At 68.6% G+C, this 3,797-nt stretch carries 4 protein-coding genes; all 4 read right to left on the bottom strand.

Features of this window, described 5'->3' with window-relative positions; translation table 11 throughout:
• On the bottom strand, positions 1 to 869 hold an 869-nt coding region (locus tag VF167_08490; GenBank protein HEX6925455.1), incomplete at its 3' end, for an aminoacyl--tRNA ligase-related protein.
• Between the two features lie 91 nt (positions 870 to 960).
• Positions 961 to 2,247, bottom strand: coding sequence for a histidine--tRNA ligase (gene hisS, locus VF167_08485; GenBank protein HEX6925454.1), 1,287 nt, complete (start codon positions 2,245 to 2,247; stop codon positions 961 to 963).
• A gap of 80 nt (positions 2,248 to 2,327) precedes the next feature.
• Positions 2,328 to 2,693, bottom strand: a complete 366-nt coding sequence (locus VF167_08480; GenBank protein ID HEX6925453.1) for a helix-turn-helix domain-containing protein — start codon at positions 2,691 to 2,693, stop codon at positions 2,328 to 2,330.
• Positions 2,690 to 3,643, bottom strand: coding sequence for a uroporphyrinogen-III synthase (locus tag VF167_08475; GenBank protein ID HEX6925452.1), 954 nt, complete (start codon positions 3,641 to 3,643; stop codon positions 2,690 to 2,692). Before VF167_08475 ends, VF167_08480 begins: the two co-directional genes overlap by 4 nt.
• Positions 3,644 to 3,797: the final 154 nt, after the last annotated feature.

Below are 3,797 nucleotides of genomic sequence, written 5' to 3'. Positions count from 1 at the left end.
CGCTCGTCGCCGTGGGTCATCACCAGCCCGCCGACCATGCGGGTGGAGGTGCCCCAGCTGGTGTTCCAGGCGTACTCCTCGACGCCCGACTCGGCCGCGAACTTCAGGTCGAACTGCCGCGCGAAGTTCTGCCCCAGATTGTGCGAGGTGCCCGCCTGCAGGGCCTTGTTGTCGCCCATCATCGCCTCGCACGAGTAGGTGCGCAGCGCGCCGGCGAACTTCTCCGACTCGGTCTTGCGGCCGGTGACGACCGGCATGGCCATCCACCCTTCCATGAACTCGCGGTAGACGCCGAGCATCCGCCGCGCCTCCTCCTCCGCCTCCGCCTCGGTGGCGTGCGCGGTGTGCCCCTCCTGCCAGAGGAACTCGGTGGTGCGCAGGAAGAGCCGCGTGCGCATCTCCCAGCGGACCACGTTCGCCCACTGGTTGAAGAGCAGGGGAAGGTCGCGATAGCTCTGCACCCACCGGGCGAACATCTCGTAGATGATCGTCTCCGAGGTGGGGCGGACCACCAGCGGCTCCTCCAGCTCCGACAGCGGGTCCGGGATGAGCCCGCCGCCCTCGTCCACCTTCAGGCGGGTGTGGGTGACGATCGCCGCCTCCTTGGCGAACCCCTCCACGTGCTGGGCCTCGCGCGCCAGGAACGACTGCGGGATGAAGAGGGGGAAATAGGCGTTCTGGTGACCCGTCTCCTTGAAGCGTTGATCGAGACGGTCCCGCATCAGCTCCCAGAGACGGTAGCCGTAGGGGCGGATCACCATGCACCCACGTACGGGCGAATAGTCCGCGAGCTCGGCGCGCAGCACCACCTCGTTGTACCAGGCGCTGAAGTCCTCGCTGGGCGGTGTGAGAGCTTTTTCTTCGGCCATGATAACGTTATGCGGCCGACCAGCGGCCGGCCGCCCGGAAGATGTCAGATGTTTACGATTTCCACCGCTGTGGTGCCGCGCCTCACCCCGGTCATCCCCCCTCGACCAGCCGCTCGAAGGGGACCCTGACCTCCTCGCCACGGGCGAGCTCGCGCACTACGACCATCCCCTCGGCCAGCTCGTCCGGGCCGAGGATGATCGCCTTGTGCGCTCCCACCGCGGCAGCGGCCTTCAACTGCTTTCCGACCGGCTGGTGACGCAGGGAGTAATCGACGGAGCGGCCGCTGTCACGCAGCTGGTGGACCATCTGGAGCATCACCGCGCGCTCCTGCGGCGTCACCGTCACCATGTAATAGTCCAGCTTCCGCGTCACTTTCGGCAGCTTGCCGCGCTCCGCCAGCAGCTCGCGCAGCACCACGTCCCCCATACCGAAGCCGAGCGCCGGGAGATCCACGCCGGCGATCACCCGCAGCAGGTCGTCGTAGCGGCCCCCGCCGCAGATCGCCCGCAGCTCGCCGCGAGCGTCGAAGAGCTCGAAGACGATCCCGGTGTAATAAGCGAGGCCCCGCACCACCGAGAGATCGAAGCGAGCATAGGCGCCCAGCCCCATCGCCTCCAGCGCCTCGAACAGCTCGTGCATGCGGTGGATGTGCTCGCCGATCCCTTCCGTGCCGCCGTACGCGTCGCGCACCGCGTCGAAGTCCCGGTGGCGGAAGATCGCCAGCACCTCCTCGACCACGGCGGGACCCAGCCCCGCTTCGGTCCCCAGCCGCTCGGCGATGCGCTCGGCGGGCTCGCGCTCGAGCTTGTCGACGATGTTGTAGACCAGGGTCAGCCGCTCCTCGGGGACCTGAGCGTGCAGGAGGAGGGCGCGGAGCAGGCGTCGATCGGAGACCCGCGCGACGAAATCGTTCTGGTCCAGCCCCAGACAGCGCAGCACGTCGATGGCGGCCGCGATCAGCTCCGCGTCCGCCAGCACGTCCGTCTCGCCGATGATGTCCAGGTTGAGCTGGAAGTGCTCACGAAGCCTGCCGCGCTGCGCCCGCTCGTAGCGGAAGAGCTGCGGCATCGAGAACCATTTGATCGGCTTGCGCATGGCGCCGGCGCGGGCGCCCACCATGCGGGCCAGCGTCGGCGTCATCTCGGGTCGGAGGGCCACCTCGCGCCCCCCCTTGTCCGTGAAGTTATAGAGCTGCTGGACGATCTCCGGGCCCGACTTCTCGATATACAGCTCGGTCGGCTCGAGCGGCGGACCGTCGTACTCCTGAAAGCCGTAGCGGGTGGCGACCTCCCGCCACGCCGCCATGATGTGCGAGCGGACCGCGAGATCCTCCGGGTAGAAATCCCGGAAACCCGGAAGTGAAGCGAAGTTCGACATGCGCCGGAATGTAGACGGACTTCCGGCGCCCCGGCAACCCTGGGCGGGATTGATTTATACGTAGATCGGGTCGAGCTCGCTCAACGGCGGAACCCCTTCCAGTCGATGCCGTACTGCCGGATCCGATAGCCCAGGATCCGCTCGGTCGTCTGCAGCAGCCGCGCGGCCCGCGCCCGGTTGCCCCGCGTCCTGCGCAAAGCCTCCTCGATGAGCCGCCGCTCGTAGCTCGAGACCATCTCCCGCAGGGAGCGATCGAGCACGGGGCCAGTCTCCGCAATGGCTGCGGCGGGGGAAGACGTCCCATTCGACCCCGAAGTGCCGTCCTGCGCCGTAGACCCGTGAAGGTCGATGGCGTCGTCCGGCCTCGATCCGTGAATGGCGCGCCCCGTGGCTTCGCTCGCCCTGTGCACCTCCCAGCGGCGGACGTCAGGCAGTCCGGTGCTCACAGGTCCCCCTCGTGAGCTGCCGCCCTCCGCTCGCGCAGATGTTTGCCGAGGGCGACGATCATCGGTCCCATCTTCGGATGCTCCGGGACCACCTGCGGGGTGACCCCCACCTCCTCCAGCGCCCGCGCGCACGTCGGCCCCACGGCCGCCACCACGGTCCGGGTGTTGAGCGCCTGCATGAGCCCGAGCGCGCGCCCCTTGTCCCCGGCCACCTGGAAGAGGTGCCGCACCTGCACCTGGCTGGTGAAGGCGACCGCGTCCAGCCGGCCCGCCTCGAGGTCGGCGATGAGGGCTTCCAACGGACCGGTATCGGCGGGCAAGGACCACTCGTAGACGCAGAGATCCATCACCCGGCTTCCCCACCCTTCCAGGGCGTCGGCGATCTCCCGGTTGCGCTCTCCGTAATGCACCACCGCGACGCCACGGTCGCGGGGGCTCAGTCGCTGAAGGGTGTCTAGCACCTCGCTGGTGGTGTAGGGCTCGGGGACCATGACGGAGACCGGCAGCCCGCGCTGCCGCAGGGCCGCGCGTGGCTTCTGCCCGCGGCATACGGTGGTGACCCAGCGCAGCCCTTCCGCCAGCTCGCGCCCCCGACCGATCCGTTCCGCCTCGCTCAGGAGCGCGTTGACCCCGGCGCCGGTGAGGAAGACGACCATGTCGATCAGGCCGTTTCGCAGCCCGTCGGTCAGCTGCTCGACCTCGGCTCGAGCGTCCAGCGCTACTTCCTGCACGGAGGGGGCGACCACGGGAACGCCCCCGTGGCGTCGCACCAGGTCGGCCAGCTCCTGCCCCATTCTCCCCTCGAGCAGCCCCACTCGCGCGCTATCCAGCCCACCCGCGGAGCCGTTGCTGGACTCCGATCGCCGATCGACGGCGGCATCACTACCGGAAGCGGGCTGGCGGGAAGGAAGCGACTGCGAATCAGCCGAGAGGCTCGCTGAGAATGTCATCACCGTTTCCTCCGGACTTGAGGTCGAGAGTCGCGTCGGCGCACCCGCGGACGCGGAGCACAGGAGATCGCCCTCGAAGCGAGGTTCCGTGCGAGCTCCGCTGAGATTCGCCGGTGGAAGCCCCAGCACGATCTCACCGTTCGCGGATACGGAG

The sequence above is a fragment of the Longimicrobiaceae bacterium genome (genome assembly GCA_036375715.1).
In the GTDB taxonomy this organism is placed as follows: domain Bacteria; phylum Gemmatimonadota; class Gemmatimonadetes; order Longimicrobiales; family Longimicrobiaceae; genus DASVBS01.
The sequence above is the reverse complement of the archived record's forward strand: the minus strand, read 5'-3'. Positions and strand labels throughout refer to the sequence as shown.